The 26,282-nt window shown below is 64.4% G+C and carries 26 protein-coding genes; 17 read left to right on the forward strand and 9 right to left on the reverse strand.

Annotated elements, in window-relative coordinates; all coding sequences use genetic code 11:
- Window positions 1-240 precede the first annotated feature (240 nt).
- Window positions 241-471, forward strand: a complete 231-nt coding sequence (locus IGS55_RS01665; protein WP_230516462.1) for a hypothetical protein — start codon at window positions 241-243, stop codon at window positions 469-471.
- On the opposite strand, the gene IGS55_RS01670 is transcribed toward IGS55_RS01665, so the two are convergent.
- The gene (locus IGS55_RS01670) at window positions 425-1,540 is read right to left on the reverse strand and encodes a DNA topoisomerase IB (protein WP_230516461.1); all 1,116 of its coding nucleotides are present in this window, start codon (window positions 1,538-1,540) and stop codon (window positions 425-427) included. The genes IGS55_RS01665 and IGS55_RS01670 overlap by 47 nt on opposite strands.
- Window positions 1,541-1,632: 92 nt before the next feature.
- Between IGS55_RS01670 and IGS55_RS01675 the strand changes: the two genes are divergently transcribed.
- Window positions 1,633-2,016 carry a YkvA family protein gene (locus IGS55_RS01675; protein ID WP_046685558.1) on the forward strand — a complete coding sequence of 128 codons (384 nt, stop codon included), beginning with the start codon at window positions 1,633-1,635 and terminating at the stop codon, window positions 2,014-2,016.
- Here IGS55_RS01675 and IGS55_RS01680 read toward each other — a convergent pair.
- The 4 genes from IGS55_RS01680 to IGS55_RS01695 form a co-directional block, all read right to left on the reverse strand.
- A complete protein-coding gene (locus IGS55_RS01680; RefSeq protein ID WP_230516460.1) occupies window positions 2,013-2,192 on the reverse strand; it encodes a hypothetical protein in 180 nt (59 codons plus the stop codon). The two genes, IGS55_RS01675 and IGS55_RS01680, sit on opposite strands and share 4 nt — an antisense overlap.
- Window positions 2,193-2,283: 91 nt before the next feature.
- On the reverse strand, window positions 2,284-3,462 hold the full coding sequence (locus tag IGS55_RS01685) for a serine hydrolase domain-containing protein (RefSeq protein ID WP_230516459.1): 1,179 nt from the start codon (window positions 3,460-3,462) through the stop codon (window positions 2,284-2,286).
- Window positions 3,463-3,571: 109 nt separating this feature from the next.
- Window positions 3,572-4,867, reverse strand: coding sequence for a cation:proton antiporter (locus tag IGS55_RS01690; protein ID WP_230516458.1), 1,296 nt, complete (start codon window positions 4,865-4,867; stop codon window positions 3,572-3,574).
- A 51-nt stretch (window positions 4,868-4,918) separates the two neighbouring features.
- Window positions 4,919-6,034, reverse strand: a complete 1,116-nt coding sequence (locus IGS55_RS01695; protein WP_230516457.1) for a mechanosensitive ion channel family protein — start codon at window positions 6,032-6,034, stop codon at window positions 4,919-4,921.
- A gap of 259 nt (window positions 6,035-6,293) precedes the next feature.
- Between IGS55_RS01695 and IGS55_RS01700 the strand changes: the two genes are divergently transcribed.
- Genes IGS55_RS01700 through IGS55_RS01710 form a run of 3 tightly spaced genes read left to right on the forward strand, consistent with a single transcriptional unit; the run spans window position 6,294 to window position 11,163 of the window.
- Window positions 6,294-8,558: an alpha,alpha-trehalose-phosphate synthase (UDP-forming) gene (locus IGS55_RS01700; protein WP_230516456.1), complete on the forward strand. Its 2,265-nt coding sequence runs from the start codon at window positions 6,294-6,296 to the stop codon at window positions 8,556-8,558.
- The gene (otsB, locus tag IGS55_RS01705; RefSeq protein ID WP_230516455.1) at window positions 8,558-9,325 is read left to right on the forward strand and encodes a trehalose-phosphatase; all 768 of its coding nucleotides are present in this window, start codon (window positions 8,558-8,560) and stop codon (window positions 9,323-9,325) included. Before IGS55_RS01700 ends, otsB begins: the two co-directional genes overlap by 1 nt.
- Window positions 9,322-11,163 (forward strand): glycoside hydrolase family 15 protein, encoded by a 1,842-nt coding sequence (locus IGS55_RS01710; protein WP_230516454.1) that lies wholly within the window; start codon window positions 9,322-9,324, stop codon window positions 11,161-11,163. Before otsB ends, IGS55_RS01710 begins: the two co-directional genes overlap by 4 nt.
- Window positions 11,164-11,339: 176 nt before the next feature.
- Here IGS55_RS01710 and IGS55_RS01715 read toward each other — a convergent pair whose 3' ends face one another.
- Entirely contained in the window at window positions 11,340-11,516 is a 177-nt protein-coding gene (locus IGS55_RS01715) for a hypothetical protein (protein WP_230516453.1), read from the reverse strand.
- A gap of 137 nt (window positions 11,517-11,653) precedes the next feature.
- Between IGS55_RS01715 and IGS55_RS01720 the strand changes: the two genes are divergently transcribed.
- Both IGS55_RS01720 and IGS55_RS01725 read left to right on the forward strand, forming a co-directional pair.
- A complete protein-coding gene (locus IGS55_RS01720; protein ID WP_230516452.1) occupies window positions 11,654-12,559 on the forward strand; it encodes a hypothetical protein in 906 nt (301 codons plus the stop codon).
- 155 nt (window positions 12,560-12,714) lie between these two features.
- Complete coding sequence (locus IGS55_RS01725) at window positions 12,715-12,900, forward strand: hypothetical protein (RefSeq protein WP_230516451.1); 186 nt, start codon at window positions 12,715-12,717, stop codon at window positions 12,898-12,900.
- A 124-nt stretch (window positions 12,901-13,024) separates the two neighbouring features.
- Here IGS55_RS01725 and IGS55_RS01730 read toward each other — a convergent pair whose 3' ends face one another.
- On the reverse strand, window positions 13,025-13,942 hold the full coding sequence (locus tag IGS55_RS01730) for a LysR family transcriptional regulator (protein ID WP_230516450.1): 918 nt from the start codon (window positions 13,940-13,942) through the stop codon (window positions 13,025-13,027).
- 119 nt (window positions 13,943-14,061) lie between these two features.
- Between IGS55_RS01730 and mdcA the strand changes: the two genes are divergently transcribed.
- From mdcA to mdcH, 9 genes are read left to right on the forward strand one after another with little or no spacing between them, the layout of a single operon-like run.
- The gene (mdcA, locus tag IGS55_RS01735; protein WP_230516449.1) at window positions 14,062-15,735 is read left to right on the forward strand and encodes a malonate decarboxylase subunit alpha; all 1,674 of its coding nucleotides are present in this window, start codon (window positions 14,062-14,064) and stop codon (window positions 15,733-15,735) included.
- 17 nt (window positions 15,736-15,752) lie between these two features.
- Window positions 15,753-16,622 carry a triphosphoribosyl-dephospho-CoA synthase gene (locus tag IGS55_RS01740; RefSeq protein WP_230516448.1) on the forward strand — a complete coding sequence of 290 codons (870 nt, stop codon included), beginning with the start codon at window positions 15,753-15,755 and terminating at the stop codon, window positions 16,620-16,622.
- Window positions 16,609-16,917, forward strand: coding sequence for a malonate decarboxylase subunit delta (locus tag IGS55_RS01745; RefSeq protein WP_230516447.1), 309 nt, complete (start codon window positions 16,609-16,611; stop codon window positions 16,915-16,917). Before IGS55_RS01740 ends, IGS55_RS01745 begins: the two co-directional genes overlap by 14 nt.
- A complete protein-coding gene (locus IGS55_RS01750) occupies window positions 16,914-17,768 on the forward strand; it encodes a biotin-independent malonate decarboxylase subunit beta (RefSeq protein ID WP_230516446.1) in 855 nt (284 codons plus the stop codon). The genes IGS55_RS01745 and IGS55_RS01750 overlap by 4 nt, the downstream gene beginning before the upstream one ends.
- A complete protein-coding gene (gene mdcE, locus IGS55_RS01755) occupies window positions 17,765-18,577 on the forward strand; it encodes a biotin-independent malonate decarboxylase subunit gamma (RefSeq protein WP_230516445.1) in 813 nt (270 codons plus the stop codon). The genes IGS55_RS01750 and mdcE overlap by 4 nt, the downstream gene beginning before the upstream one ends.
- 55 nt (window positions 18,578-18,632) lie before the next feature.
- Entirely contained in the window at window positions 18,633-19,052 is a 420-nt protein-coding gene (madL, locus tag IGS55_RS01760) for a malonate transporter subunit MadL (RefSeq protein WP_230516444.1), read from the forward strand.
- The gene (madM, locus tag IGS55_RS01765; protein WP_230516443.1) at window positions 19,045-19,809 is read left to right on the forward strand and encodes a malonate transporter subunit MadM; all 765 of its coding nucleotides are present in this window, start codon (window positions 19,045-19,047) and stop codon (window positions 19,807-19,809) included. Before madL ends, madM begins: the two co-directional genes overlap by 8 nt.
- The gene (locus IGS55_RS01770) at window positions 19,809-20,417 is read left to right on the forward strand and encodes a malonate decarboxylase holo-ACP synthase (protein ID WP_230516442.1); all 609 of its coding nucleotides are present in this window, start codon (window positions 19,809-19,811) and stop codon (window positions 20,415-20,417) included. Before madM ends, IGS55_RS01770 begins: the two co-directional genes overlap by 1 nt.
- Window positions 20,414-21,352 (forward strand): malonate decarboxylase subunit epsilon, encoded by a 939-nt coding sequence (mdcH, locus tag IGS55_RS01775; protein ID WP_230516441.1) that lies wholly within the window; start codon window positions 20,414-20,416, stop codon window positions 21,350-21,352. Before IGS55_RS01770 ends, mdcH begins: the two co-directional genes overlap by 4 nt.
- On the opposite strand, the gene IGS55_RS01780 is transcribed toward mdcH, so the two are convergent.
- Both IGS55_RS01780 and IGS55_RS01785 read right to left on the reverse strand, forming a co-directional pair.
- A complete protein-coding gene (locus tag IGS55_RS01780; protein ID WP_230516440.1) occupies window positions 21,349-23,652 on the reverse strand; it encodes a TonB-dependent receptor domain-containing protein in 2,304 nt (767 codons plus the stop codon). The genes mdcH and IGS55_RS01780 overlap by 4 nt on opposite strands.
- Window positions 23,653-23,950: 298 nt before the next feature.
- Complete coding sequence (locus tag IGS55_RS01785) at window positions 23,951-25,198, reverse strand: PepSY-associated TM helix domain-containing protein (protein ID WP_230516439.1); 1,248 nt, start codon at window positions 25,196-25,198, stop codon at window positions 23,951-23,953.
- Between the two features lie 249 nt (window positions 25,199-25,447).
- Between IGS55_RS01785 and IGS55_RS01790 the strand changes: the two genes are divergently transcribed.
- Complete coding sequence (locus IGS55_RS01790) at window positions 25,448-26,278, forward strand: alpha/beta fold hydrolase (protein ID WP_230516438.1); 831 nt, start codon at window positions 25,448-25,450, stop codon at window positions 26,276-26,278.
- The last annotated feature ends 4 nt before the right edge of the window (window positions 26,279-26,282 follow it).

Below are 26,282 nucleotides of genomic sequence, written 5' to 3' on the forward strand. Positions count from 1 at the left end.
CCAAGCGTGCCCAGGCGAGAGGTCAAGCAGGAAACGTTCCAGTATGGATTATGCTGGAAAAACAAGGGCTTGGCTGGGACGGGCCGGAGCAGGTGTCAAATCTGCCGACACCGGACTTTATGGCTGAGCCTGTCAGCGCTGTCCTACCCATCTTGTCGAAACCGTCTGATTGTATGCCTTGTGGAAACACGCGATGATCGTGTCCATGCTGCAACAGCCAACAGTCCGACGGAGTATGCGATGCAAAAGCCAGACCAGTCTATCCACGTGAACAAGCCGTTTCTGCTGATCTGCCTGTTTACCTTTTCGACCCTGGCGGCCACCTGGATGACTGCGGGCGAGGCGCAGAACAGCGATGCCGCACCGGCCCCCGTTGCTCGCGAAGCGGGGCACGGCGCCTTGCCCGTCTGCAGCAGCGATGCTCTTACACTGTCGGCACAGTGCCCGCGCCAGCCCGCGCGCCAGGCTTGACCGCCGCCTTGCTGGCGGCCTGCGCTTGCAAGCGCTGCTGCAGCAAGGCCAGCACTGCCGCTTCCTCCGGCGCCAGCGCCGGCAGTTCTTCCCGTAATTGCTCTTGCGCCCGCGCGCGCATGCCTTCCAATAAACTGCCCTCCAGATACGATTCCAGCACGGCCGGGTGCACATAGCACTTGCGGCAGATCGTCGGCGTGTTACCCAGCTTCTTAGCCACGGACTCGATCGCCTGCACGATGTTTTTCTTCGCTTGCGCATCGGAATCGACCTGTTCGAACGCCTGCAGGGCCAGCGCGGCCAGCAGGGTGCCGGACCAGGTGCGGAAATCCTTGGCCGTGTAGTCTTCGCCCGTTACCTCGCGCAGGTAATCGTTGACATCGCCCGAATCGACGCCGTGGCGCGCGCCATCGTCATCGATGTATTGAAACAGTTCCTGGCCCGGCAGTTCGCGCATGCGCCGCAGCACTGTTGCCAGGCGCCGGTCACTCAGGCGGATATCGTGGCGCACGCCGCTCTTGCCCTTGAAGTGAAAGGCCACGGCGCTGCCGTCGACCTGCACGTGGCGCGTGCGCAGGGTGGTCAGGCCGAACGATTTGTTCGTGCGCGCATATTCTTCGTTGCCAATGCGCATCATCGTCAATTCCAGCAGGTGCACGATGGTGGCCAGCACTTTTTCACGGGGCAAGCCGGGCAGCTGCATGCCGCGCGCGACGGCGGCGCGGATGGCGGGCAGGGCGCGGCCAAAGCTGAGCATGCGCTCATATTTCACTTCATCGCGCACCTGGCGCCAGCGCGCATGGTAGCGGTACTGCTTGCGGCCCCGCGCATCGCGTCCCGTAGCCTGCAGGTGGCCATTCGCGTGCGGGCAGATCCACACGTCCGTCCAGGCCGGCGGGATGGCCAGCGCCTTGATGCGCGTCAAGGCGGCGCTATCGCGCACGATCTGGCCGTCCGCGTCGCGGTAGCGGAACTTGCCGGGCTTGCCCGATCGGGCGATGCCGCTCTGATGGTCGCCCGTGTAGCGCAGGCCGGCGGCGCGGGCCGTGGTGGTGGCGGATATTTCCATGGATATAACGTACCTTGTACGCCGCGCACCTGCCGCGCCGTTATGCTAAGGTGCGCATTCGTAACGCCGTGCGCGGCAGACAGGAGCAGCAGATGTTTGGCAGAAAAAAGAATCTGGAAGAAGACCACGCCCCCCAAGCCGACAAGCAGTATGAAAAGAAATACACGGATGACAGCTTCTGGGACAAGGTCGTCAAGTTCGCCAAGACGGCGGGACGCGAAGTCATCGAGAAAGCCCTGTGGCTGTACTACGCGGCGCAGCAGCCGAATACGCCGCTGTGGGCCAAGACGGCCATCTATGGCGCGCTCGGCTATTTCATTTCGCCCATCGATGCGATTCCCGACATCACGCCCGTGGTCGGCTACGCGGATGACCTGGCCGTACTGGCGGCGGCCGTCGCCACGGTCGCCACCTACATCACGGCGGAGGTCAAGGAACGCGCCGCCGAAAAACTGCGCGGCTGGTTCGGCGCCTAGCTTGCTGGGGTGGTTTGGCCCGGCTGGCCCGGTTGGCCCTTGATGGCGTTGTGGTATTTGGCCCTGGCCTCGGCCTTCTTGACCGCCTCGTTGGCGATGTTCTGCGCCTTGATGCGGGCTTTTTCACTCTTGCTGCGCTGCTGCGCCACGTCCTTGTTGCCGATGCGGTTCGTCATGCCGGTCTCCTTGTTGAGTGTCAAATCTGACCAGCACAGCATACGTTCTTGCCCGGGCGCCACCGTGCGCCCGCTCACACAAGCGGCATGCCTATCGCGCTTGCGCGCCGCCGCCATGGGCCAGCAGGCGCAGCACGACTTCTTTCTGGAATGAGCGGAACTCCTTGTCGGCGCTGACGTTGGCGAAGGCCAGCACGGCCGTCTTGCTGGCCCGGTCGACGCAGACGACGGATGTGGCGCCCGGGTCGCCGCCGCTGTGCGTGGCCAGCGGCCTGCCGTTGACGTCGCGCAGCAGCCACGCCAAAGCCTGGCGCACGGATGAATCGGCAGGCACGACGGGGGCCGCTTGCGGGGCGAAAAACAATTGCAGGGTGGAATCTTGCAGGTAGCGGTGGCCATCGACCCGGCCGCCATTGCTGAAGATGGCCAGGAAACGGGCAAAGTCATGCGCCGAGCTGCGCAGCAGACCGGCCGGCCAGTCCGGATAGCCGACGGGCGGCAGCGCTTGCAGGCCCGGTTCCTTGTGCGCATACGGCTGGGCAACGACGGTGCGCCGCGGCAAACCGGCCAGATTCCACGCCGTGCTGTCCATGCCCAGCGGTTCGAACAGATGCTCGTGCGTAAAGGCGTCGAGGCCATCGGGGTTCAAGCGGCCCACCAGATAGCCGAGCAGGGCGATGCCGACATTGCTGTAGCGCCATTCCGTGCCGGGCCGGGCCGCGAACGACACGTCCGCGTCATACCAGGCGCCGCCGCGCGACAGGTAACCCTTGACGAAGTCGCGCAGCGGTAATCGCGGGTCGCCCTGCACGGCAAACGTCGTCGTCTTTTCGTACACGGCGTCGGAAATGCCCGAGGTGTGGCTGAGCAAATGGCGAAAGGTGATGGGCACGTCGGGAAACTTCGGATGCATGAGCGGGAAGTCCAGGTAGGCCGCCACCTTGTCGTCGAGCTGGAAGGCGCCTTGCTCCAGCAGCATCATGACGGCCGTGGCCGTGACGAGCTTGCTGACGGAGGCGACATGGAACACCGTGCTGGCGTCGGCCTTCTTGCCGGCCTGGATGTCGGCCCAGCCATAGCCGCGCGCGAAAATCGTTTGCTCGCCGCGCACCACGGCCACGCTCATGCCCGGCGTTTCCGTACGGGCCAGGCCATCGCGCATGAAGCCGTCAAATGCCGTTTCCCACGCCAGCCTGGCCGGATCGGTGGCGCAGCCCGTTTGCAGCAGGGCCATCGAGACGCCCAGTCCCAGCACGCTTCTTCGTTTCATTGCTTCTCTCTTTTGCCATTTTTAATGATCTTAACAATATTTCCGTCCGCCATAGGGGCAATTGACAAAACATTGCTGCGGAGCAATGACAAACAGGCGCCGCCGGCGCTTATTTGCGCCAGTAGCGTTCCAGCAGCGGTTTGACTGTCAGGCCGTGGGCGACGATGGACAGGATGACGACGACCAGGGTGATGTCGGCCAGTTCGCGCGCCAGGCCGTCCGCCAAGCCATGCGCGATGGCATAGCTGAGGTAATACAGCGAGCCGATGCCGCGCACGCCGAACCAGGCGGCCAGCCCGCGCAGGCGCACGCTGGTGCCCGAGGCCAGCAAACCGAGCATCACACTGGCCGGGCGCGCCACCAGCAGCAGGAACAGCGCCACGCTCCACGCCTGCCAGCTCCAGGCGGCGGCCGTGACGGCGCCGCCCAGCAGCAGCACCAGGGTCAGTTCGGACAGGCGTTCCAGATGTTCCTTGAAGACGAGGGATTCGCCGCTGACCGTCAGCGTCACGTCGCTGTCGCGCGGCTTGGCGGCGGACACGGCATGGGTTTCCTCGGCCTGCAGCAAACCGTGCCGGTCTTTCGGCGCGCCGGCCAGCCGCAGTTCCGTCTGGCGCAAGGCCACGCCGGCGAAGAACACGGCCAAAAAGCCCCACGCGTGCAGCCACGTGGATACGCCGTACACGAGGGCGATCAAGCCCAGGGCCGCCAGGTCGTCCAGCATCGCGTGTTTCGGCTCCTTGGCGCGCACCTGCCAGCCCAGCCAGGCCAGCAGCGCGCCGCCCGCCGCGCCCAGGGCGATGGCGCCCGCGCTGGCCCAGACCAGATCGCGCCACAGCCAGGTGACCCCGTGCGGCCCCAGCTCATGCAGGCCCAGCAAGCCCAGGCCCAGCATGACGATGGGAAATCCGCTGCCATCGTTCATACCCGCTTCGCTGGTCAGCATGAAGCGCAATTGCTCGCGGTCGCCCGCATGGCGCAGCTGCACGTCGGTGGCCAGCACGGGGTCGGTGGGCGCGAGGATGGCGCCCAGCAGTATGCCCGCGCCCAGGGGCAGGCCCAGCACCAGGCAGGAAAAGGCCGCCACCAGGGCCACGGAGATGGCCATCGACAGCCACGCCAGGCGCAGCGACGGCAGCCAGCGCGCCAGGCTGAAGGGCACGGGCATCTTGACGCCGGCGGAAAACAGGGAGATGAGGACGGCGATTTCCGTCAGGGTTTCCAGCAGTGGCGCTTGCCGCACCAGGTCGAACGAAAACAGGCCGAGGAACATGGGCCCCAGCAGCAGGCCCACGCCCAGGTAAGCCATGGCCGAGGTCAAGGGCAGGCGCGCGATGCCGTCGGCGCCCAGGCCACGCGCCAGCATCAGGCAACCGATCAGGATGAACCAGGCGGTGGTGCTCATGCGAACCATTGTAGCGGCGCACGGGCAAGGGCAGCGCGCCGCACGGTTTTTTTATGCTTTGTGCAGCGACACGCTGTCGTTCTGCGCCTGCATGCCATGCAGCTCGATGGGGTCGTGCGTGGAGCGCAGGCGGGGCAGGCCGTGCGGATAGCGGGTGGTGATAAAGGCCAGCATCTGTTCGCGTACCATGCAGCGCAATTCGAACGCCTTGCCTGAATCCACCGCGCTGATGAGGAAACGCACGCGCACGGCCCGCTCGTTCGAATCCGTCGCCTGCACCGTGCAGACCCGGCCATCCCATTGGGGTGCCGCTTCGCAGATGCGCGTCAGTTCCGCGCGCAGCGGCTCGATCGGGATGCTGAAATCGAGCCACAGGAACACCGTGCCCAGGATCTCCGAGGAGGTATGCGTCCAGTTCTCGAACGGATTTTCAATGAACCACTGCAGCGGCACGATCAGACGGCGCTCGTCCCATACGCGCACGACCACGTAGGTGCCCTTGATTTCCTCGACCGTGCCCCATTCTCCGTTGACGATCAGCACGTCGTCGATGCGGATGGGTTGAGAGAAGGCAATTTGCAGGCCTGCGATGAAATTGCCGAGCACGGGCCGGGCGGCGATACCGGCCACCAGGCCAGCCACGCCGGCCGAAGCGAGCAGGCTGGCGCCGATCTGCCGCGCGCCGGGCAAGGTCAGCAGCACGAAGGACAGGCCCAGGAGGACCACGATGGCGTGCGCGCTGCGCGTGAGCACCCGGGCCTGGGTGATCCGGCGCCGCGCGCGCAGGTTGTCGGCCGCGTCGACGGGATTGATCTGGGAAATCGTGATGCTGAGCGACTCGATGCATTGCATGGCCAGCCAGGTCAGCGCGATGATCAGCGCCACGCTGGCCAGGTGCGACATGGCGACCAGGCCCGGCGTGTCGTCGGGTGCGCTGGCCAGCACCATGCGCAAGCCGAAGACGATCAGGCACAGCTGGCTGGCGCGGAAGGCCACGCGCGCGACGTTGCTGGCAAGCGGGTGGCCATTGGCCAGTCTTCTCAGCAAGCCGATGCCGGCCCGGTGCGCGCCGATGGCAACCAGGGTGACGAGCAGGGCGGAAACGAGCACGGTCAGCGCCGAGCGCAGCGGGCCTCCCATCAGCGAGTGGAACGTGCTGAGATCCATAGGCGAAAACTCCTTGAAATTGGTGAAATGGATGTCGGAAGCGGCTATTTTACGGGCAGATGACGTCGCGGGGGCGTGCGTTGCCGTACGGATAAGACTTCGGTCAAGGCGGATACTGGAAGAAATTGCTGCGCTGCGCCATGCCACGTTGACGTTTCAATACGGAAAGCAAACGGGCGTCGCCGCAGTGGAAACATAGTCATACTTGCCATGCTTTTTGTTTTTGCAAAGGAAAACGATGATAGTACGATCACTCCGAATGTCCTTGCGCTTCATCCTGCCACTGGCTCTGGTGCTGGGACTGTTTGCTTATATCGTGGTACCCCTGCTCGACAACATCACCCTGCGCTGGTATGTGCGCGACCTCGACAGCCGGGCAGAATTACTCGCCGGAACCCTCCGGCCTTCGCTCACCGAATACCTGCCCGCGCAGGACGCCACCCGCATCAGCGAACTGTTCCAGGGCGCCACGCGCGACGAGCGCCTGATCGCCATCGGCTTTTGCGACAATGCGGGCCATTTGCTGTACCAGTCCGCGCAATACCCCGCTTCCATCGGCTGCTGGAGCACGCCTTCCACGGGCGGCCTGTACAAATCCCTGGCGCAATTGCCGCAAGGGCAAGTCCATATCAGCGAAACGCCCGTGATGCAGGATGCGTCCCAGCTGGGCCGTCTGGTGCTGGTGCAGGACATGAGCTTTGTCGAACGCCGCAATACGGATACCAAACGTTTTATCTTTGCCTTCCTGGCCGTGCTGGCCGTGCTCATTTCCCTGATGACCGTGTTCGTTGCGCACCTGAGCTGGCGCGGCTGGCTGGCGGCCGTCAAGGATATCCTGCGCGGCGAGTTGCTGCCGAAAAGCAATGGCGCAGTGGCCGCCGCCGCACCGGCCGCCGCGCCCGCGCCGCCGCCGGAAATGCAGCCGCTGATCGGCGACTTGCGTGAATTGCTGCAGGAATACCATCTGGAACGCCAGGGCGATAACGGCTGGTCGTCCGACTGGACGCCGGACAAGCTGCGCGCCTTGCTGGAAGCGGACTTGCAGGGCGACCAGGTGCTCGTCGTATCGAACCGCGAACCGTATATCCACACCAAAACGGAGACTGGTGTTGCAGTGCAGCGTCCGGCCAGCGGCCTGGTGACGGCCGTGGAAGCCGTGATGCGCGCCTGCTCCGGCACGTGGATCGCGCATGGCGCCGGTTCCGCCGACCGCGAGACGGTCGACAAGCTCGACCACGTGCCCGTGCCGCCCGACAATCCCAGCTATACCTTGCGCCGCGTGTGGCTGACGCAAGAGGAAGAGCAGGGCTATTATTATGGCTTCGCCAATGAAGGCATGTGGCCGCTGTGCCATATCGCCCATGTGCGCCCCGTGTTCCGCTCGTCCGACTGGGAGCAGTACGTGAAGGTCAACCGCCGCTTCGCCGACGCCGTGATCGCCGAGGCGAAGACGGACAACCCCGTCGTGCTGGTGCAGGATTACCATTTTGCCTTGCTGCCGCGCATGGTGCGCGAAGCCTTGCCGAAGGCGACGATTATCACTTTCTGGCATATCCCGTGGCCGAACTCGGAATCGTTCGGCATTTGCCCATGGCGCGAGGAAATCCTCGACGGTTTGCTGGGCAGCACGATCCTCGGCTTCCACACGCCATTCCACCGCAAGAATTTCCTCGAAACGGTGGACCGCTACCTGGAAACGCGCATCGAGCCGGAAGCGTCGACCATTTCCTATGGCGGCGAGATGACGCAAGTCGAGGATTATCCGATTTCCATCGCCTGGCCGGAAGACAACCCGGACCAGCCCGACGTGGCCACCTGCCGCGCACAGATTCGCAGCGAACTGGGCGTGACGCCCAACCACTTGCTGGGCATCGGCGTGGACCGCCTTGATTACACGAAAGGCATCGTCGAGCGCTTCCAGGCCGTCGAGCGCATGCTGGAACAGCAGCCCGGCATGGTGGGCAATTTTACTTTCGTGCAAATCGCCGCTCCCAGCCGCGCTTCGCTCGATGAATACCAGAGTTTCGACGCCCGGGTGCGCAAGATGGTCGAGCGCATCAACCGCCGCTTCGGCAGCGGCAACTACGTGCCCATCCTGCTGAAAGCGGAACACCATGGCCAGGACGACTTGCAGCGCTATTTCCGCGCTTCCGAGGTGTGCATGGTGACAAGTTTGCATGACGGCATGAATCTGGTGGCCAAGGAATTCATCGCCGCGCGCGACGACGAGATGGGTGTCCTTGTTCTAAGTCAATTCACCGGCGCCGCGCGCGAGCTGCATGAAGCGCTGATCATCAACCCGTATCACATCGAGCAGGGCGCCGACGCCCTGTACCGCGCCCTCGTGATGCCGCCCGTGGAACAGCGCGAGCGCATGAAGAGCATGCGGGCCCGTGTGAAACATTTCAATGTCTACCGGTGGGCCGGGCGCATGCTGCTCGATGCGGCCCGTTTGCGCCAGCGCGACAAGGTCATGACCAAGATCGATGCCCACAGCCGCATCAAGCGGCGCAAGGGGATCTGATGGCGGAGATTCCTGACGATAGCGCAGCCTTGCTGCAACTGCTGAGTACGCCCGGCAGCGCCGTCTTTTTCGACTTCGACGGCACCCTGGTCGACCTGGCGCCCACGCCCGACGGCGTGCGCCTGGAAACGGGCGTGGTCGATGCGCTGATACTGCTGGCGCGCTGGCATGGCGGCGCGCTGGCCCTCGTTTCCGGCCGCCCCGTGGCGCAGATCGATGCCATGCTCGCGCCACTGATCTTGCCCGTGGCCGGCGTGCATGGCGTGGAGCGGCGCGGCGCCGATGGCACACGGCATGTGGCGGCCACGCCCGACGTATCGCTCGTGCTGGCGCATGCCCGCGCGCTGGCGGCGATGTACCCCGGCTTGCTGGTGGAACACAAGCGCGGCGCCGTGGCCCTGCATTACCGGTTGGCGCCGGAACTGGAGCAACTGTGCCTGCAGGAAATGACGCTGGCCGTGCAAGCGTGCCCCGGTCTTTTGCTGTTGCATGGCAAAATGGTTCTGGAAGCCAAGCCGGCCGCCACGGACAAGGGCGGCGCCATCGCCGCCTTCATGGCCGAGGCGCCGTTCAAGGGACGCCGGCCCGTGTTCGCGGGTGACGATACCACCGACGAGGCAGGCTTTGCCTATGTTCAACAAATTGGGGGGCAGGGCGTGAAAGTGGGCAGCGGCCCCAGCGCCGCCAGCCTGCGCCTGGCCAGCCCGGACGTGCTGCGCACCGTGTTGCTGGCCGCGTCCGTATCCCCTTCAAGGAGTAGCCGATGACGACATCCTATGACACCCCCAGCGGCGCCCACGCGTCCGCCGCCACTGCGCCGCCGGCGCAAGCGTCCCTCAACTGCGGCGTGGTGGGCAATTGCGCCTTCAGCGCCCTGATCGACCAGGCGGGGCAGGTCGTCTGGTCGTGCCTGCCCCGTTTCGATGGCGACCCCGTCTTCAATACCTTGCTGGACGACACGGAAAACGGCAGCGTGTGGGCCATCGACATCGAGAATTTTGCCCGCAGCGAACAATTCTACGAGCCGAACACGGCCGTGCTGCGCACGCGGCTGTACGATACGGATGGGCGCGGCGTGGAAATCACGGATTTCGCGCCCCGCTTCCTCAGCCGCGACCGCATGTTCCGCCCGCTGATGCTGATCCGCCGGGTGCGCCCGCTCGACCACGCCGTGCGCATCCGCGTGCGCCTGCGTCCCCGCTACGACTGGGGCAAGCTGGCGCCGCAGGTCACGCAGGGCAGCCACCATATCCGCTACGTGGGGCCGGATCAGACCTTGCGCTTGAACACCGATGTGTCGCTGAACTATGTGCTGAGCGAAACGTATTTCGTGCTGGGCGGCACGGCCAACTTCCTGCTGGGCCCCGATGAAACCCTGGCTGGCGGCATCGACGAGACGGCGCGCATCTTTGAAAAGGAAACCATCAACTATTGGCGCACCTACACGCGGCGCCTGGCCGTGCCGCTGGAATGGCAGGACGTGGTCATCCGCGCCGCCATCACATTAAAACTGTCTTTATATGAAGACACGGGCGCCATCATCGCCGCCATGACGACGAGCATCCCGGAAGCGCCGGGCAGCAGCCGCAACTGGGATTACCGCTATTGCTGGCTGCGCGACGCCTTCTTTGTCGTGCGCGCACTCAATAGTTTGTCCGAAGTGGGCACGATGGAAGAGTATTTGCGCTGGCTGACGAATATCGTCGCCCGCTCGAAAGGCGGCCACATCCAGCCACTGTACGGCATCGGCCTGGAAGAGCAGTTGCCCGAATCCATGCTCGACCACTTGCCCGGCTACCGGGGCAATGGTCCCGTGCGCGTCGGCAACCAGGCGCAGGAACATTTCCAGCACGACGTCTATGGCAACATCGTCCTGGGCGCGGCGCAGGCTTTCCTCGACCACCGCTTGTTCCACCGGGGCGGAAAAGCCGAGTTCGCCGCGCTGGAAGCCGTGGGCGACCAGGCCTTCAAACTGCACGCGGAACCGGACGCGGGCATGTGGGAGCTGCGCACGCGGGCCAGGGTCCACACCTCGTCCATGCTGATGAGCTGGGCCGCCTGCGACCGCCTGGCCAAGGTCGCCCATACACTGGGCTTGCCGGACCGGGCCGACCACTGGAACAGCCGCGCCGTGCTGATCCGCGAGAGGTTGCTGCGCGAAGCGTGGAGCGAGGAGCGCCAGGCCTTCGCGGAAAGCCTGGGCGGGCGCGACCTGGACGCCTCCGTGCTGCTGATGGCGGAAGTCAACTTCATCGACCCCATGGACCCCCGTTTCATCGCCACCGTCGACGCGCTGGAAGCATCGCTGTGCGACGGCCCCTACATGCGCCGCTACGAAGCGCCCGACGACTTCGGCAAACCTGAGACGGCCTTCAACATCTGCACCTTCTGGCGCATCGACGCCCTGGCGCGCATCGGCAGGAAGGACGAAGCGCGCAAGATCTTCGAAACCATGCTGCTGGCGCGCAATCACCTGGGTTTGCTGTCGGAAGATACGCACCCGGTGACGGGAGAGATGTGGGGGAATTTTCCGCAGACGTATTCGATGGTGGGCCTGATCAACTGCGCGGTCAGGTTGTCGGCGCCTTGGGATAGTGCTATTTAAGTGCGGGCCTGAATCGCGGGCCTGAGAAAATGTCCATGGCTGCGTTGCTTGGGCTTGCCGTACATTCGTACTGTCTGCGCCCGCGCGCCTTGCCCTGGGCATTTTTCAGGCCCGCTGGGCCCGGTGTGCCCGGGTTGGAGACCCGGGCCTTGGTTTGATTTGCCATTGTTTAGATATCAAGTCAAAGTTTTGGGTAAAGCAGGCTCGCCACGCCCATACAATCTGCACTCCGCCGCCAGCGCCAGCAGGGTGATTTGCTGGTGCGAGCCGTAGCGGGCGTCCAGCGGCAGCAGTTCGATGCGCGAGCTGAAGGCACGGACCCGGCCGGGCAGCAGGCTGAGAACTGCTCGCAAGAACAATCTAAGTTTTCTACTACACCACGTTACAGTGCGGACCAAGCAGGCTAATACTCCGCTAAATCACATGGGTGCTGTATACTTCGCCTTAGATCGAGCTAGTTCAACACTGTAACAAACTGATTGTATGAACCATGAAAACTAGATCCACACCTTTGCGCACGAGCGTTAAGCAAGTTGCCTCTCAGCCAATTTTCGCGTTATCTCCAAACACGACAGATGTCCTCGACATATATGCGCGCACAAAAAGAAAACAGCGCGATACGACAACTTGGTTCTCAATGTGCATGGGGGCACCAGCGGCTGCTGTATTTTTTAAAGGTTCGCGCGACAGTGTAGTTTTCAGGCTCACAGCCTGTGACGTAATTGCGGAGGCATACCGCGAGCTGCGAGCTGGGATTGAAGTTGAAATAATTAGCCCTTCCATGGTCTACAAAGTGCGAGAGCGAGCTAACTCGCTGCTTAACGAACTTCCTGCGGCGCAATATCTTCCCTCAACCGCTGCGACATCTGATTTTCTGTCAGGACTGCAAGCATTATGTGTCTACGCGCCGCCGATCTTCGTTCCGACCAATCGATCAGGAGACCCTACCAGACGTTCTCTCACGCTCACACTAGCAAAAAAATTCGCGAAAGCTTTTAGTTCAGTACCGGTCGATTACGTGCACTATCTTATTACCCTAGCTTGGCCCACGGTAAGCGTTAGTGCAACGCGACGTGTACTTACGTCCGAGGTAACAGAGAAGATAAAGCGGCAGTGCGAGATTGATAGAAAGGCTGAGAGCACTGCTCGTACGCACACGCACTTGGCCCTACAGGCTGCGAGTAGTACAAGGCGAATTATTTCCCCTGAAAAAGCAGATGCAATCGAGAACCTCGAAGAGCAAATTGATCGAATTAAGCGAGGGCTGCGGCGCTTTCCAACAGATGCGTCGTCCCTCCGGGCAATGCTTGAAATCGTTAGCGACATCCAAGACCCAAGTCTGGCCTCAGAACTTAAGGCAGTTTTAAGTACCCAACTCAAAGAGTATGTGGCGTAAGGGTTGGACTAGCGCAAATCATGTGTTTTCAATGAATTTGCGCTAGAGCGCGAATTCATTCAAACGTTATGTAACTGCGCTAGGGCCTGCTACAGCATAAAATCTATCGGTATTCTCCATCCAACTGCCCACATAGCATAGATTGGAGAATAGTCATGAGCATCATAGTCAAGCGCAGTACCTCATCTGATTTTACAAAACCGAGAAGCAACATGCGCGCCATTACAGTCATTGGCCGCAGTGCTTTGAAACGGATCACCATGTGGGCTTACAACCATGGATGGTTGTCATTGTCTTTAACTCAATGGATATTTGATAATTTTTCGATTCATTCTGCCTAATCGATGGACACTTGTATGCCGATTTCGCTACATACCCGCGATTTTGGTTTTATCATGCATGTGGCGACGGTGGTGGCGACCCGTTCCAAAACCCTTCACCATCGATTTGACCTAGCTCAGCAACTTACTTGGCTGGCTCCCTGCGCCCATACAACCTGCACTCCGCCGCCAGCGCCAGCAGATTCGGGTCGCGCTCGCGGCTGCTCTGCATCAGCAGGGTGATTTGCTGGTGCGAGCCGTAGCGCGCGTCCAGCGGCAGCAGTTCAATGCGCGAGCTGAAGGCGCGCACGCGGCCGGGCAGCAGGCTGTAGCCGATGCCGCCGCTCACCAAGTTGATCAGCGAGAAGATGTCGCCGACCCGCATGGCCGTGTCGGGCACGAAGCCCGCCAGGTCGAACGCGTGGTTGAAGCTTTGCGAGGTGACGAAACCTTCGTTCAGGGTGACGAATTTGTCGTTGCGCAGCTGCTGCAAGTCCACCGAGGCGGCGCCCGCATAGGGCGAAGCCAGCGGTGCGGCCAGGTAGACGTCGTCCTGGAACAGGGGTACGGCCACCAGCCCGGCATGCTGTTCTTCTTCCTGCACGCCGACGATGATGGCGTCCAGGCGTCCATCGGCCAGGCTTTGCAGCAGTTCGCGGTTCGACCCCAGGGTCAGGTCGATGTCGAGACCGGGCCGGCGCAGCTTCAGGGCGATCACCAGCTGCGGGATGCAGTGCAGGGTCAATGAATACAGCGAACCGATCTTCAGGCGCACGGGGTTGATGCCCGACATTTCGCGCACCTTGCGCACGCCTTCCTCGCATTCGGCCAGCGCGCGCCGCGCCGATTCGGCAAAAGTGTAGGCCGCATGCAGCGGGATCAGGCTGCGGCCCTCGCGCTTGAACAGGGGACAGCGCAAGCCGTCTTCCAGCGAGTGCAGGGCGCGGTGCACGCTGACCGTGCTCTGGCCCAGCGCATCGGCCACCCTGGCCAGGTTGTTCAATTCCATAAAGCTGAGAAAAACCTCGAGCTTTTTCAGCGTGATTTCTTCATTGATGGCCATGAGCACCGTGATTATCGTGAGTTCATTAACTTCAGGGTAATGAACATGGTAGCAGGTTGATTGTCGCGCCTCCGTTTTCGTTCTATCGTCAGGGTTCGATAGCTTAATTCGGAGGCAAGATGTCAACCGCCACAGCAGCGCCAGGGCAGCAGCAGAAACAATGGGACACGCGGCGCACCGAGAAACGCCGCCGCCTCGACGCCGTGCGCCACTACGCGAGCGGCCCCGTGCTGCAACAGAGCGACATGGTCGCCGTGCTCGAAGCGCTGCTCGCGCCGGGCGACCGCGTCGTCCTCGAAGGCAATAACCAGAAGCAGGCCGACTTCCTCGCCCGCATGCTGACCCAGGTCAACCCCGACAAGATCCACCATCTGCACCTGATCATGCCCAGCGTCAGCCTGCCCGAGCACCTGGACCTGTTCGAACGGGGCATCGCCCGCAAGCTCGATTTTTCGTTTGCCGGCACGCAAAGCCTGCGCATCGCCCAGTTCCTGCAGGATGGCTTGCTCGAGGTGGGCGCCATCCACACGTATATCGAACTGTATGCGCGCCTGTTCGTCGACCTCACGCCCAACGTCGTCATGGTGGCCGGCTACATGGCCGACCGCCAGGGCAATCTGTACACGGGCCCCAGCACGGAGGACACGCCGACCCTGGTGGAATCGGCCGCCTTCCGCGACGGCATCGTCATCGCCCAGGTCAATCAGATCGTCGACGACGTCAGCGACTTGCCGCGCGTCGACGTGCCCGGCTCGTGGATCGATTTCGTCGTGCAGTCCGACAAACCGTTCTTCATCGAACCGCTGTTTACCCGCGACCCGCGCGTGATCAAGCCCGTGCACGTGCTGATGGCCATGATGGCGATCCGCGGCGTGTATGAAAAACACCAGGTGCAGTCGCTGAACCACGGCATCGGTTTCAATACGGCCGCCATCGAGCTGATTTTGCCCACGTATGGCGAGCAGCTGGGTCTGAAGGGCAAGATTTGCCGCAACTGGGTGCTGAACCCCCATCCGACCTTGATCCCTGCCATCGAGACGGGCTGGGTCGAGAGCGTGCACTGCTTCGGCGCGGAGCTGGGCATGGAAGGCTATGCGGCCGCGCGGCCCGACGTGTTCTTCACGGGCCGCGACGGTTCCATGCGCTCGAACCGCGCCCTGTGCCAGCTGGCGGGCCAGTACGCGGTCGACCTGTTCATCGGCGCCACCTTGCAGATGGATGGCCTGGGCAATTCGTCCACCGTCACCAACGGCCGGCTGGCGGGCTTCGGCGGCGCGCCCAATATGGGTCACGACCCGCACGGCCGGCGCCACCCGACGCCAGCCTGGCTGGACCTGATCGAGACGGACGACACGCTGGCGCGCGGCAAGAAGCTGGTGGTGCAGATGGTAGAAACGTTCCAGGACGGCGGCCAGCCGACGATCGTCGAATCGCTCGACGCCGTCGCCGTGGGCCAGGCCAGCGGCATGCCGCTGGCGCCCGTGATGATATATGGCGACGACGTCACCCACGTGCTGACGGAGGAGGGCATCGCCTACCTGTACAAGGCCCGTTCGCTCGATGAGCGCAAGGCCATGCTGGCGGCGGTCGCCGGCGTGACGCCGATCGGCCTGCGCCACGACCCGAAGACCACGGCAAAGCTGCGCGCCGATGGCCTGATCGCGCTGCCCGAGGATATCGGCGTGCAGCGCGGGGCGGCGAACCGCTCGCTGCTGGCCGCGAAAAGCATCGCCGACCTGGTCGAGTGGTCGGACGGCCTGTATCAACCCCCCGCCAAATTCAGGAGCTGGTAATGATTGCAATGAGCACAATGATGACAATGACACCGGTGCGGGAACGCGCCGCCGCGCTGGGACGGCAGGTGCTGCAGGCGCTGCTCGATGAAGCGACCCTGACGCCGAAACCGGGCCTGGTCGATTTGCGCAGCCGTGGCGCCCACTCTGACTTGAACTGGGCCCTGATGTGCCATTCGGCCTGCGTGCTGGAACCCGTGTTTGCCGCCATGGCCGACGCCGGCGCGCAGAGTGAAGACGACGACCTGCTGCGCCAGCGCATCGGCGCCATCGGCCGCGATGGCGAGGCGCTGATGCTGGACGCTACCGGCGGCGTGAACACGCACCGTGGCGCCATCTGGGCGCTGGGATTGCTGGTGACGGCGGCGGCGCAGCAGGGCGCGCGCGGCGGATCGCTGGCGCCGCAGGCCGTGGCGGCGCGGGCCGGTGCGCTGGCCCGCTTGCACGACCGCGGCGCGCCTGGCGCCACCGGCAACAAGGGCGAGCTGGCGTGCCGCCAGTATCAGGTCGACGGCGCGCGCGGCCAGGCACGCGCCGGCTTTCCCCTGGTGACGGGCGCCGGATTGCCGGCCTTGCACGCTTCGCGGGCGCGCGGCGACAACGAGACGACGGCGCGCCTGAATGCCTTGCTGACCATAGTCAGCACGCTGGACGATACCTGCGTGCTGTCGCGCGGCGGCGAGGCGGCTTTGCTGGCGGTGCAGGCAGGCGCTGCGCGGGTGCTGGCGGCCGGCGGCGCGGCCACCGCCGCCGGCACCGAAGCATTGCTGGCGCTGGAAGCCGTGGCGCTGGCGCGCGGCGTCTCGCCGGGCGGGGCGGCCGATCTGCTGGCGGCCACCCTGTTCCTCGACCGATTGACAGAAGGAGACGCGCATGGAAACGCGTGACTATACATTCCCGGCCAGGCAGCCGGCGTCGGGGCGCGCGCTGGCCGGCGTCGTCGGCTCGGGCGACCTGGAAGTGCTGCTGCAGCCGGGCAGCGATGGCGTGACCCGCATCGTCGTCAACACCTCCGTCGATGGCAAGGGCGCCGTGTGGGATGCGCTGTTGCAGCGCGTATTCGGCGGCGAGCCGCTGCCGGCGGCGCGCATCGTCATCAACGATTGCGGCGCCACGCCGGGCGTGGTGCGCATGCGCATCGAACAAGCGTACGAAGAATTGCAAGCGGGGAGGGCGGCATGAGCACATTGAAGCAATTACTCGAGCGTGACAGCTTCATCGAACGGGGCGCGCGCAGCCGGGCCAAGGCCTTGCTGGATGCGGGCAGCATGCGTGAACTGCTCGATCCGTTCTGCGGCATCGCTTCGCCGTGGCTGCCGCAACAAGGCGTGACGGCCCAGGCGGACGATGGCGTGGTGGTGGCCAAGGGCTTGTTCGACGGCCAGCCGGCCGTGGTGCTGGCCATCGAGGGCGCCTACCAGGGCGGCAGCATGGGTGAAGTGGGCGGCGCGAAGATCGCCGGCGCGCTGGAACTGGCGGCGCGCGACAACCGCAACGGCATACCGACGCGCGCCGTGATCCTGTTCGAGACGGGCGGCGTGCGCCTGCAGGAAGCCAACCTGGGCCTCGCTGCCATTGCCGACATCCATGCGGCCATCGTCGACCTGCGCCGCTACCAACCTGTCATCGGTATCACGGCCGGCACGGTGGGCTGCTACGGCGGCATGTCGATCGCGGCGGGCCTGTGCAGCTATCTGGTCGTCACGCGCGAGGCGCGCCTGGGTCTCAACGGTCCCGCCGTGATCGAGCAGGAGGCGGGCGTGGACGAATTCGACTCGCGCAACAAACCGTTCATCTGGAGCCTGACGGGCGGCGAACAGCGCTTCCACAGCGGCCTGGCCGACGCCTACGTGGAAGACGACACGGCGCAGATGCGCGCCACCGTGGCCGAACTGTTCGCACGCGGCGTGCCGCCGCAGCACCGCAGCAGCCAGGCCGACGATTTTCTCGCCCGCCTGGCGCAAGTGGACGCCGGCCCGCAAGCCACGCCGCAAGCCGTGCGCAGCATCTACAGCAAAGGAACCGCAGCATGAACGCCATCACCGATACGAGCCGGGGCGCCGTCTGGCTCGCGGCCCTGACGCAGCATGCCGCGCCGCTGCCTGATTACCCGCCTTCCGTGCGCGTGGTCGACGCGCCGCTGGCGGGCGAAGCGGCGCGCTACCTCGCCGTGCTGCCCGACCCGGACAACCGTTTTACGCGCGCCCGCACAGGTGAAGTCGGCCTGGTCGAGGCGTGGCAGCTGGCCCGCGCCGTGCGGCAGGTGCTGGTCGAGGACCAGGCGCTGGCCGTGAAACGGCCCATCGTCGCCGTCATCGACGTGGCCAGCCAGGCCTACGGCCGGCGCGAAGAGGCCTACGGCATCCACCAGGCGCTGGCCGGCGCGGCGGGCGCTTATGCCGAGGCACGCCTGGCCGGCCATCCCGTGATCGGCCTGATCGTCGGCAAGGCCATGTCGGGCGCCTTCCTTGCGCACGGCTACCAGGCCAACCGCCTGATCGCGCTCGACGATCCGCAAGTGATGGTGCACGCGATGGGCAAGGCGTCGGCGGCGCGCATCACCTTGCGCACGGTGGAAGCGCTCGAAGCGCTGGCCGCCAGCATCGCGCCGATGGCCTACGACGTCAGGAACTACGCCACCCTGGGCCTGCTGTGGCAAACCTTGCAGGTGGCGCAGCCGGACGCGCCATCGGTGCAGGACACGGCCGCCGTCGCGGCCTGCCTGCGGGCGGCCCTGGCCGATATCCGCGCCGATCCGCTGCCGGACTTGTCCAGCCGCCTGGGCGCGCCGCACCGCCAGGCGTCGGCAAAAGTCAGGGAGGTGCTGGGGCAGCAGTGGTAGGGGAAACAAACAGAGAAGACAGCAAGTCATTCCTATTCCTATAACGGAGACAATCATGATCATTTACGGAACCGCACTGCTGGCGTTATGCCATTTGCTCGGCATCTTCCTGGGCGACCTGCTCGGGCAGCTGATGGGCGTCAAGACCAACGTGGGCGGGGTGGGCATCGCCATGCTGCTGCTGATCTGCGCCCGGCTCTACATGCAGCGCCGATCCTGGCTGCCGCAGATGACGGAGCGGGGCGTCGAATACTGGGGCGCCATGTATATTCCCGTGGTGGTGGCCATGGCGGCGCAGCAGGACGTGGTGGCGGCGCTGCGCGGCGGGCCGGTGGCCGTGCTGGCCGCCATCGGTTCCGTGGTCGTCTGCGGCGCCGTGATCTCGCTGATGAACCGGATGGAAAGCGCGCGCATGGAAAACCCGGCCGCCGCCGAAGCGGAGTCGATGCTGGTCAAGGAGCACCGTCATGCTTGAGCTCTTTGAAAAAGCGGCCATCCACAATGGCCTGGTGACGGCGTTCGCCTTTGTCGGCCTGATCATGTTGCTGTCGATGGCGCTGTCGAAATACCTGACCCTGGGCCGCGTGCATGGCTCGGCCATCGCCATCGTGATCGGCCTGGGGCTCGCTTACTGGGGCGGCGTGCATAGCGGCGGCCACAAGGGCCTGGCCGATTTGTCGCTGTTCGGCGGCATCGGCCTGATGGGCGGCGCCATGCTGCGCGACTTCGCCATCGTCGCCACCGCCTTCGAAGTGCAGGCGACCGAGGCGCGCAAGGCGGGCCTGATCGGCCTCGTGGCGCTGCTGCTGGGCGTGGTGCTGCCGTTTCTCGTCGGCGCGGGAGTCGCTTACGCGTTTGGCTATTCGGACGCCGTCAGCATGACGACCATCGGCGCCGGCGCCGTCACCTACATCGTCGGCCCCGTCACGGGAGCGGCCATCGGCGCCAGTTCCGACGTCATGGCCCTGAGCATTGCGGCGGGTCTCATCAAGGCCATCCTGGTGATGGTGGGCACGCCCGCCGCGGCGCGCTTTTTGCGCCTGAAAACGCCGCGTTCGGCCATGGTGTTCGGTGGCCTGGCCGGCACCGTCAGCGGCGTATCGGCGGGCCTTGCCGCCACGGACCGCAAGCTGGTGCCGTATGGCGCGCTGGTGGCCACGTTTCATACGGGCCTGGGCTGCCTGCTGGGTCCATCGTTGCTGTTCTTTGCCGTCAAGGCGGTGGTGGCCTGATGGAAGCCTGGCGCGCGCATGATCTGTTGTGGCTGGACGGCTTGCCGGACGGCGCATCCTTGCCAGCTTGGGCCGATGCCAACTGGCTGCAGGTCGCGCCGCTGGTGGTGCGGCGCGCCAGCACGGCCCCCGGCCGCATCCCCGTGGGTATGCGCGGCATGCTGCGCAGCGAGCGGCATGCATGCGAAGTGGCTGCGTCGGCGGTCGTGCACCGCGTCACACCGGAAATGCTGGCGCATGCGCCAGTGCCGGATTTTTCCTGCGCCGCGCTCGACGCGCTGCGGGAAGTGGCGCCGCTGCTCGACGCCACGGGCTGGCCATGGGGGCCGACGGGCGGTGTCGGTTTCGCGCTGGCCAGCGGCTTGCCCGTGCTGCGCGCCGACAGCGACCTCGATCTCGTGCTGCGCATCGGCGCGCCGCCGGATCCCGCCCAGGCCGACGCCCTGCGCGCCATCGCGGCCACTGTCACGGCGTGCCGGCTGGACCTGCAGATCGACACGGGCCGTGGCGGCTTTGCGTATGCGGAGTGGGCGGCGGGGCGGGGCCGGGTCTTGCTGAAAACGGATCGTGGCCCCGTGCTGACGGCCACGCCATGGGAGCTGGCATGAGCGTCTTGTTTACCTTTCCGGGCCAGGGCGCCCAGACTCCGGGCATGCTGCATGCGCTGCCTGGCGATCCTGCCGTGGCGGCGGCCCTGGCCGAAGCGGCTGAAGTGCTGGGCCACGATCCGTTGGAACTGGACACGGCTGACGCGCTGGCGTCGACGCGGGCCGTGCAACTGTGTTTGCTGATCGCCGGTGTGGCGATGGCGCGCTCCCTGGCCGCGCGCGGCGCGCTGCCCGACATGGTGGCCGGCTTTTCCATCGGAGAATATGCGGCGGCCGTCGTCGCCGGCGCGCTCGATTTCAGCGACGCCGTGCGCCTGGTGGCGCGGCGCGGCGAGTTGATGGAGCACGCGTATCCGGCCGGCTACGGCATGGCGGCCATCATCGGCCTGGACCTGGCGCAGCTGGAACCCTTGCTGGCGCGGGTGCACGGCGCAGCAACCCCCGTGTATGTCGCCAACCTGAACGCGGCCCGTCAGATCGCCATTGCCGGCAGCGAACCTGCCTTGGAGGCCGTGATGGCGCTGGCCCTCGCGCACGGCGCCGGCAAGGCCAAGCGCCTGGCCGTCAGCGTGCCGTCGCACTGCCCGCTGCTGGACGGCGCCGCGCTGGACTTGCGCGCGGCTTTCGACGGCGTGGCCATGCGCCGGCCGTCGCTCGTCTACCTGAGCAGCAGTGCGGCGCGTGCGCTGTTCGACCCGGCCCGCATCCGCGACAGCCTGGCCGCCAACATGGCCCGGCGCGTGCAATGGGCCGCAACCGCGCGGCTGGCGTGGGAACGGGGCGCCCGGCTGGCCCTGGAACTGCCGCCCGGCAGCGTCCTGACGCGGCTGACGGCGCCCGACTTCACGGATGGCGTGGCCGTCTGCTGCGACGGCAACCGGGGCGACAGCCTGCTGGCGCTGGTGAGGCGGGAGCGGGATGGCGCCGCGCCTTAGAGTCTGGCGCTCAGTCCAATCTGGAAGCCACGGCCCGGCAAGGGCGCGATGTATTTCAGTGGAGAGTTGTGCGGCCTGGCATCGTCATCGAGCAGGTTGCTGCCGCTGATGAACACGTCGATGGCTGCAAACGGCGAATTGGGCACCTGCAGTGCGCGGCTCACCTGGAAGTTCACCATGGTGTAGCCGTCGAGCGGCACTTCCTCGCTGACGCTCTTGCCCAGGTACTTCTGCTTGTCGTACCAGGTGCTGGAAAGCCTGGCCTTCCACCCCTTGTTTTCCCACAACACATTCGCGCCGTAGCGGCTGGTGGGCATGTTGGGCAGGTAGGCGCCGTCGTTGTGCGCGCGCAGTTTGTCCGGATTGTCCGCCTTGTTCTTGACCAGGTCGGCAAATGCGGAGAGGTTCAGCGTGCCGTAGCCGTCAAGCTGAACGACCTGGGAGGCGTCGATCTCGAATCCCTTGACCGTCGTATCGGTCTGCTTCCAATATTTCAATGGCAGGCGATTGGCCGTCTGCAGGCCCGAGTGGCCAAGGAACAGAAAATTTTCATACTTCATGACGTAGCCGGTGGCGGACAGCTGGAAGCCGCGATGGCCGAGCAATCCGGTAAGCTCGGTATTCCGCGCGCGCTCGGCCTTCAAATCCTGGTTGCCTTCTTCCTGGGTCATGATCGAATAGTGGCGGTTGCTCGCATACAATTCATTGACGTCGGGCGCTCTTTCCGACGAGGCATGGCGCAGCTTCGCACCGAAAAGCTGGCCCAGCTTGGCCCAGGCCCCCAGGCTATAGCTGTTCAGGCTGAACGACCTGTCCTCGAGTTTGGCGTTTTTCGCATTCCTTGACGTCTTGAAGCCGCTGTTGCGGATGTCGTGCTCGACTTTTTCATGGCGAAAACCGGCATCGAAGGTGGCCCAGCCGACATCGAGGCTTTCCTTGACGAACAGCGCGCTGCTGGCCGTGCTCGCATCGGGCAGGTAAAGCTGCGGCCCGCTGGCGATGATGTCGCGGGATTGATGGCTCAGGCCAAGCAAGCCGCTCAAGGGGCCCGCGCGCCGGTGCGCCAGCAGGAGCTCGGCTTGATTGGTGTCGAAGCGGTAGTCATTCGCCTTCGCCGCTCCCAGGCGTTCTCCCGACGTATTGTTCAAGCGGGACACGCGCAGTTGCGCGCTTTCCATATACGCGACGGGGTCGCGCAGAGTGGCTTCCAGCGCATATTTATCCTGGCTGATCACGACGCCGACGGGCAACCCCTCGTCATGATTCGATCCGAAAGACTTGTTTTCCATGGAAAAGCCCGGCACGCCATAGTCGCTATTCTTGGTGTCGAGGCTGACGGCCACGTAACCGCGATCAAAAAAATAGGTGCTGCCGACGGCAAAGTGGGAATTGCTGGCATAGCTGTTGCCCAGGGTGCCGTGGTAATCGGGTGTCACGTCCTTGTTGATCTTGTTCTGCACCGTCTTTGGCGTGCCCGGCACGTAAGCGGGGTTGGCCGGATTGACGTAGGTCTTGCGCTGCCAGACGGACGTCGGCTGATTGGTATAAAAGGAAAAATCGCCGTCCGCCCAGTCCGGATTTTCCGTCATGAACTGGTCGATAAACGGTTGCGAAGCCTTGTTGTAGACCTGCTGGATCCTCGCCTCTTTCTGGCAACTGTCGGCCAGAAAGGTATTCACGCCGCCCCTCGCAGGGAACAGCTGGCTGTTGCACACGCCGGCCTTGCTGTTGCCGGGAATAGCGTAGTGCCCGATCTTCTGGAAGGACATTTGCAGATTCGTCGAGAAATGTTTGCCATCGTTGAAATTCATGCGCAAGCCTTGCGCGTCGGCATCGTTGAAGCCTTTGCGCAGCACCAGCTCCAGGTCTTTCTCCTTGCTCTCCATCTTCCTGGAAATGAGGCCGGAATCGACGTCCACGCTGCCGCCGATCGCATTGCCGCCGAAACGTACGCTGTCGGACGATTTGTTCACGCTCACGCTGCGCGCGAACAGCGGGTCGAACGGGATGTTGATGTCGCCGCTGAGCGCATTCATGCCGAGGATGGACTGGCCATCCTCGAGAATTTGCACGCGGCTGCCACTGAGGCTGCGAATCACGGGGGCGCCGGCATTCGGGCCGAAGGCGCTGCTTTGCACGCCCGATACATGCTCGAGCATGCCGCCCAAGGTCCTGTTCTGGGCTTGCGTATTCTCGACGACGACGACGCTGTCGATGCTGGCAGGCCTGTCCGCGCGGACTTTGATGGTTTGCAGGGTGACGTCGTCCGCCGCGTAAGCGAGCGGGGCAGTGGACAGCATGGCGGCTGCGAATACATGATGGCGCATAGGACTCTCTAAAGGCGAGTGGGGGGCTGGCGCTGGACGCAGGCGCAGCGCGGAGGTGTAAATGCAATTGAGTTGCGATAATAGCTCGCGCCCAATGCTATTGCAAGTAAACTGCATTAGTCGAGCGGAAAGCGCAGCGCGGACAGCCGGCATGCGCCGGCTACCGTGTAGCAAAGTGAGGAGGTGGGTTGGCGTTACGCGTTGCGCGTGTGCGGCGCAGGCTGAAGGAGTCCGCCTGCGCCCCTGTGGAGCCGCTGCTTCAGGTGGATGGCTAGGGCTTTTTCGCCTGCAGGCGGCGCGAACGGCGTTTTCTTTCCCAGATGACGATGCCCGTCACCGACAGCATGGCCACCATCACGCCCATGAAGGACATCATGATGCGTCCCGGCATGCCGAGGATGCGGCCCGAATGCAGGGGGAATTGCAGTTGCACGAAGACGTCGGCGGCCGTGCCTTCCCATGGCTTGTGCTGGCCGATGATGCTGCCGTCCATGCCATCGACGTACAGGTTCGACAACCCCATGCCGGCCGCGCCGAATTCGTCTGCCGGGTCGAAGAACGAGACGTTGTAGAACGAGTAATTGCCGCCGTAATAAATGCCGCCGATGGGGGAGGTGATGCCGCGCTGCACGGCCTGCTTTTTGGCGATGGCCACGGCTTGCTCGAAACCGATCGCGGGCGTGATATACGTGCCGTACGGCGCCGGCGTCTGCGTTTCGTACGGGCCCGGCGTGGTGGTCGAGACGAGCGACATGACGGGATAGAACACTTCGCGGTACAGGTTCAGCGAGAACGACGTGAACGCGACGACGATGATGATGGCCCACACCCACAGGCCGCCCGCGCGGTGCAGGTCGAAATTGAGCTTGTAGCCGCCGGCCGCCCAGCGCACCACCCACGACGGTTTCCAGCGCTGCCACCAGTTGGCGGCGTCGCGGTGGCGCGGCGCCTCGTCATGCGCGCGCGGGCGCAAGCGGCGCGGCGTGGTCAGATAAAACGCCACCATGCTGTCGAGCAGCCAGATGAGGGCGACCGTGCCCATCAGCCAGTAGCCCCAGCGGTCCGTGCCCCAGAAGGCGGGCACGTGCAGGCTGTAGTGCAGGTGGCGCAGGAACGGCATCAGGCTGCGGCGCGACAGGGAAATGGCCGTCGAATCGCGCGTGCCCGTGATCTGCGCCGTGACGGGATCGATGTAGACGGTGTTGTAGTCGAGCACGAACGGTTTACCGGTGGCCGTATCGGTCAATGGGCGCACCATGAAGGCGGCCGCATGGCCTTCTTCCAGGCCCAGGGTCATGTAATTGACTGCCACGCGCGGGTCGGCGGCCGCGACCTTGTGCGCCAGCGCGAACGGCGCCTGCAGGGGGCCGCGGCCCGGGGTGTCCATGATGTCGGCGTTGAGCCATTCATCGAGTTCGTGGTCCCACGAGGTGACGGCGCCCGTGAGTCCCGCAACGATGAGGAAGAGGGCGATGGTCAGGCCGGCCCAGCGGTGTATGACAGTCCAGAAAGCGCGCATGCGGTACAAACCTTCAACATGAAACCGGCTTGTTGCCGCCAGCGGGCGCCATCGGGGCGCATAGGGAAAAGCCCAGTATGGGCCTAGGATAGGCCTGGTATTTTGATAATGGGAATCGTTCTCATTATCCGCCGTGGCGTGGCATTTGTCCAGCGCCAATGGTGTTGCCTCGAGTCAAATGGCGCATGCTAAGATGCTAGCAAGAAGTTAATTTACATTCCACATGGAAATATTCAAGGTTGAAGCGGCATGCGTATAGAAGATCGGAACAATGTCCGCGTGAACGAACGCAACGGTGCGTCGCTGGCGGGCGCGGCAGCCACCATGGTATTCATGCATGGTTTTGGCTGCGATCAAACCATGTGGCGCTATCTGGAGCCCCTGTTTCGTCCGCACTACCGCACGGTGCTGTTCGACCTGGTCGGCAGCGGCGCTTCGGACCTGGGCGCCTATGATTTCGATCGCTATGCGCGGCTCGACGCGCATGGCGCCGATTTGCGCCAGGTCATCCATGCCGTCGGCGGCGGCCCCGTCATTTGCGTGGGCCATTCCGTCAGCGCCATGAGCGCCTTGCTGGCCACGATCGCCGAGCCGGGCCTGTTCGCCGCGCAAGTCATGCTGGCGCCGTCGCCGTGCTATGTCGATGATGCGGCGGCCGGCTACCGGGGCGGCTTCAGCCGTGCCGATATCGACGACTTGCTCGATGCCATGGACAGCAATTACCTGGGCTGGTCCGCCGGCATGGCGCCGGCCATCATGGGCGCGCCCGGCCAGCCGGCATTGGGCGAGGACTTGGCAAGCAGCTTTTGCCGCACGGACCCCGCCATCGCCCGGCATTTCGCGCAAACCACGTTTTTGTCCGACCACCGCGCCATCTTGCCGCACAACCGCACGCCGGCCCTGATCGTGCAATGCAGCGACGACTTCATCGCGCCGCCTTCCGTGGGCGAGTACCTGTGCGACATGCTGCCGCGCAGCAGCCTGCACATGGTCGAGAACGTGGGCCATTGCCCGCACATGAGCGTGCCCGATGCCAGCTTCCGCGCCATCCGCCACTTTCTTGACGGCCTGCACCTGTAATGCG

Source organism: Janthinobacterium sp. EB271-G4-3-2 (assembly GCF_020858035.1).
Classification (GTDB): domain Bacteria; phylum Pseudomonadota; class Gammaproteobacteria; order Burkholderiales; family Burkholderiaceae_D; genus Janthinobacterium; species Janthinobacterium aestuarii.

What these genes read in the sequence shown, in the direction of transcription:
- IGS55_RS01665 (WP_230516462.1), top strand. Translation starts at nt 241, where the DNA reads ATGCAAAAGCCAGACCAGTCTATCCACGTGAACAAGCCGTTTCTGCTG.
- IGS55_RS01670 (WP_230516461.1), bottom strand. Translation starts at nt 1,540, where the DNA reads ATGGAAATATCCGCCACCACCACGGCCCGCGCCGCCGGCCTGCGCTAC.
- IGS55_RS01675 (WP_046685558.1), top strand. Translation starts at nt 1,633, where the DNA reads ATGTTTGGCAGAAAAAAGAATCTGGAAGAAGACCACGCCCCCCAAGCC.
- IGS55_RS01680 (WP_230516460.1), bottom strand. Translation starts at nt 2,192, where the DNA reads ATGACGAACCGCATCGGCAACAAGGACGTGGCGCAGCAGCGCAGCAAG.
- IGS55_RS01685 (WP_230516459.1), bottom strand. Translation starts at nt 3,462, where the DNA reads ATGAAACGAAGAAGCGTGCTGGGACTGGGCGTCTCGATGGCCCTGCTG.
- IGS55_RS01690 (WP_230516458.1), bottom strand. Translation starts at nt 4,867, where the DNA reads ATGAGCACCACCGCCTGGTTCATCCTGATCGGTTGCCTGATGCTGGCG.
- IGS55_RS01695 (WP_230516457.1), bottom strand. Translation starts at nt 6,034, where the DNA reads ATGGATCTCAGCACGTTCCACTCGCTGATGGGAGGCCCGCTGCGCTCG.
- IGS55_RS01700 (WP_230516456.1), top strand. Translation starts at nt 6,294, where the DNA reads ATGTCCTTGCGCTTCATCCTGCCACTGGCTCTGGTGCTGGGACTGTTT.
- otsB (WP_230516455.1), top strand. Translation starts at nt 8,558, where the DNA reads ATGGCGGAGATTCCTGACGATAGCGCAGCCTTGCTGCAACTGCTGAGT.
- IGS55_RS01710 (WP_230516454.1), top strand. Translation starts at nt 9,322, where the DNA reads ATGACGACATCCTATGACACCCCCAGCGGCGCCCACGCGTCCGCCGCC.
- IGS55_RS01720 (WP_230516452.1), top strand. Translation starts at nt 11,654, where the DNA reads ATGAAAACTAGATCCACACCTTTGCGCACGAGCGTTAAGCAAGTTGCC.
- IGS55_RS01725 (WP_230516451.1), top strand. Translation starts at nt 12,715, where the DNA reads ATGAGCATCATAGTCAAGCGCAGTACCTCATCTGATTTTACAAAACCG.
- IGS55_RS01730 (WP_230516450.1), bottom strand. Translation starts at nt 13,942, where the DNA reads ATGGCCATCAATGAAGAAATCACGCTGAAAAAGCTCGAGGTTTTTCTC.
- mdcA (WP_230516449.1), top strand. Translation starts at nt 14,062, where the DNA reads ATGTCAACCGCCACAGCAGCGCCAGGGCAGCAGCAGAAACAATGGGAC.
- IGS55_RS01740 (WP_230516448.1), top strand. Translation starts at nt 15,753, where the DNA reads ATGATGACAATGACACCGGTGCGGGAACGCGCCGCCGCGCTGGGACGG.
- IGS55_RS01745 (WP_230516447.1), top strand. Translation starts at nt 16,609, where the DNA reads ATGGAAACGCGTGACTATACATTCCCGGCCAGGCAGCCGGCGTCGGGG.
- IGS55_RS01750 (WP_230516446.1), top strand. Translation starts at nt 16,914, where the DNA reads ATGAGCACATTGAAGCAATTACTCGAGCGTGACAGCTTCATCGAACGG.
- mdcE (WP_230516445.1), top strand. Translation starts at nt 17,765, where the DNA reads ATGAACGCCATCACCGATACGAGCCGGGGCGCCGTCTGGCTCGCGGCC.
- madL (WP_230516444.1), top strand. Translation starts at nt 18,633, where the DNA reads ATGATCATTTACGGAACCGCACTGCTGGCGTTATGCCATTTGCTCGGC.
- madM (WP_230516443.1), top strand. Translation starts at nt 19,045, where the DNA reads ATGCTTGAGCTCTTTGAAAAAGCGGCCATCCACAATGGCCTGGTGACG.
- IGS55_RS01770 (WP_230516442.1), top strand. Translation starts at nt 19,809, where the DNA reads ATGGAAGCCTGGCGCGCGCATGATCTGTTGTGGCTGGACGGCTTGCCG.
- mdcH (WP_230516441.1), top strand. Translation starts at nt 20,414, where the DNA reads ATGAGCGTCTTGTTTACCTTTCCGGGCCAGGGCGCCCAGACTCCGGGC.
- IGS55_RS01780 (WP_230516440.1), bottom strand. Translation starts at nt 23,652, where the DNA reads ATGCTGTCCACTGCCCCGCTCGCTTACGCGGCGGACGACGTCACCCTG.
- IGS55_RS01785 (WP_230516439.1), bottom strand. Translation starts at nt 25,198, where the DNA reads ATGCGCGCTTTCTGGACTGTCATACACCGCTGGGCCGGCCTGACCATC.
- IGS55_RS01790 (WP_230516438.1), top strand. Translation starts at nt 25,448, where the DNA reads ATGCGTATAGAAGATCGGAACAATGTCCGCGTGAACGAACGCAACGGT.